General features: G+C 47.6%; 2 protein-coding genes. Both read left to right on the forward strand.

What is annotated here, in order from left to right; genetic code table 11:
- The coding region (locus tag EBR25_12935) for a glycosyltransferase (protein ID NBW41886.1) at positions 1–1,869 on the forward strand (1,869 nt) is incomplete at its 5' end.
- Between the two features lie 10 nt (positions 1,870–1,879).
- The coding region (locus EBR25_12940; protein NBW41887.1) for a hypothetical protein at positions 1,880–3,060 on the forward strand (1,181 nt) is incomplete at its 3' end.

Raw genomic sequence — 3,060 nt, forward strand, 5'->3', positions numbered from 1 at the left:
GATGACTGCTCTGATACCCATGTGGGAGTTCGTTTAGCAGATTTTTGTGCTCGGTACGAGCAGGTCACTTACGTTAGAAGAACTGAAAATGGCGGATTCATAGAAGCCTGTTATACAGGACTGGAAGAAGCGGCTCCAGAAAGTAATCTTCTTCTTTTGAACTCTGATGTTGTTCTTCCCGTTGATGCAGTCAAAAAAATGAAGGCTGCAGTCAAAGATAACCCGGATATCGCCTTGGCCTCGCCGCTATCTACTGGCTCGTACACTCTAGCACTTCAGCTTGTTCCTGGACACTCTTTGGAAGAGCTTAATCAGTGGATGACAAAGGAAGTGACCCCACGGTTTCCGACGGTGATTACTCCTGAGGGACAATGCTTATTCATCTCGCGAGACGCCATTAATCGCTTTGGATTTTTTGACCGGGTCTATGAGAGAGGATTTTGCGAAGAGTCCGACTTTGGGATGAGGGTTGCTCTTCATGGTGGGCGGCTTGCATGTTTTGATAGCTTTGTCGTGTTCCATGAGCAGTCGGCCTCCTTTCATCACAAGGTAAGAGATGTCTTGTACGAGAAGAATCGCTCTCTTTTTGAGGCTCGCTGGGGCGATTATTTTTCTTATCTCGCAAAATTCCATCAAATAACTCCTAAATTAGACGAGCTGCGAAACGCTTATGACTCTGCATTTCAAGGCGATTATCCGAGGCCCTCTGAAGGGCATAAAATTGAGGATGTTCTGGGAGGCACATTACAAAAGTCTGTCGTAAAGCGTGGTGCCGAAAGGGCGATGAGCTTACCGGAAGACTCAGATATTGTTTTTGTGCTTCCCTCGGTAGTAAGAGGTGGTGGCAGCTTATCGGTACTCCAACACGCGAATGAAATGGCTCTTCGTGGAGAAAGAGTTAAAGTCATTAGTCTCTCGCCAGTCGGAGGCGGAATATATCCATCACTAGTCGAAGTCCTCGATATTACCCCGGAAGGATTGCTTGAATTGCCATGGAGCGAACAGCGCCTTATCGCTACTTTTTGGTCTACCTCCTACCCGGTAGCTGAGGTTTGCAGGCGTAACCCGCGAGTGCAGGGGTGGTATTATATTCAAGACTATGAGCCCTGGTTCCACCACGGCCATTCGGATGTCGTACAAGCGGCAGAGAAAAGCTATGAGCTCGGATTACAGATGGTGGCAAAAACGGGCTTTTTGAAGACCTTAATCGAAGAGCGGCATAACGTTCGTGTTCATAAGATCTCACCAGGAATTGCTACTGATGTTTTTTATCCTGGTCAGCAGGAAAAGAATGCTGGACGTCCAAAAGTAGCAGCGCTCTATCGGCCGGAAACCCCTAGACGGGGTTCTCGCGAGCTATTGGAGGTCATCGAAGTCGCTCATAAGATGATGCCGGAATTAGAGTTTACACTTTTCGGGTCCACAGGTGGGTTGCCTCAAAAGCTAGTAGGGAGTGTTCGTCTAGCTGGAAAGATCTCTCAGAGGGATGTTGCTGAGCTCTATCGAACGACTGATATTGTGGTTGATCTATCACACTGGCATGGCTTTGGACGTATGGGAATTGAGGCAATGGCCGCAGGGGCAGTCCCTGTTCTTTCAGACTCAGGGGGTATACACGAGTATGCTATCAATGGCGAGAATTCGATTATATGCGACCCATCGAATCCATATAAAGCTGCAGAGGCGATATGTAACCTAGCTCTCGATAGAGAATACCGTCTCAGACTTCGTGAGATGGGAATTTCTACGGCTGAAAAACTTACTGAAAGTCGTGCTACGGATGATTGGTTGAACTTGCTAAATAACAATCAGCGAGCTTCAAGTGGGATTCACTGTACCAGCACCAGGGGTGCTTATTCACACGGATAGAAACTGGCGAATGCTCATCGATATAACCTTTATCCAGGCGAACAAAGGGAAGACACGAATGTTATATCCTGCGATAAGAGCACTCCTATTCGGTACTGCCTATTCGATTCGGGGCTACATAAAGGAACAGACGAATATTGTTCAAGCTCTTAGAAAGGCTGCTCAGCGACTCAAAGAGAGGGGAGAGCAGCGAGCTGCGACTGCGCTATACGTAATTGCTGTCCGCTTGTTTCCTCAAAGCGAGGAGCTGGTCTGTGAATATGCTCAAACGGAGATCGAATGGAAGGCCTTCATTTCCGCTGACAGAATTATCGAGACATGGCGACAAAAACACCCAGACTCGCTACTAGCGTCTGCGACCTGCATACGGCTTCTTCATGCAACTGGGCAGATGAACAAAGCGCAGGAACTGCTGGACACGCTATTAAAAAGCATGCCACCTGATATCACTTCGTACGAGGCGTTATGGTTAGCGAGGACAAGCACACTGCTCAAAAAGTATAGTGCGGCAAAGGATTTATTAACGAGCGAACTTGAGAAACATCCTACTGACGTGGCTCTAGTTAAAGAACTAGGAGCCCTTTTAAGAAATACGGGTAACTATAGTGAAGCCCAAGTCATTTTGAGCTCATCAGCGTCGAAAGTGGTCAATTGTCAGCAGATTACAGCCCTTAGGGATATCGTCGATGGAGAACTCGCGGTATACCAGGAAAAAGCACGGCCAACTCTTGATTCAACCCTGACGGCCAATGGCGAGGGTAGTGACACCATATTTATGCTACTGGAAGCTGCGCTTCCTTTTAGAAAAAGTGGCTATACGTACAGAAGTCACGCTCTGCTAAAAGGAATGGCTAAGCTTGAACTCCAATGCGAAGCTTTTTCAGCGCCAGGCAGTAGTGGCCCTCTTCCTCCTGGGAACGAACTCATAACATCTGATATATACGAAGGAGTTCGATATCACCGAGGATTTCTGCCCCAAAGCCCAAATTATCGGCATTATCCATTAAACGAGTTCCTTCAATACTCTGCTGATCTAGCAATGGGCGCCTTGGGCGGTAAGAAACCACGGCTCTTTCATGCAGCCTCAAATTTTAAAAATGGCCTGGTAGCAGCAGCTCTTTCCAAGGCTTACGACGTTCCTTGGGTATATGAACTGAGAGGGCTATGGCATGAGACGCAATGTGCCTTGGG

Source organism: bacterium, from assembly GCA_009926305.1.
Classification (GTDB): Bacteria; Bdellovibrionota_C; UBA2361; order UBA2361; family RFPC01; genus RFPC01.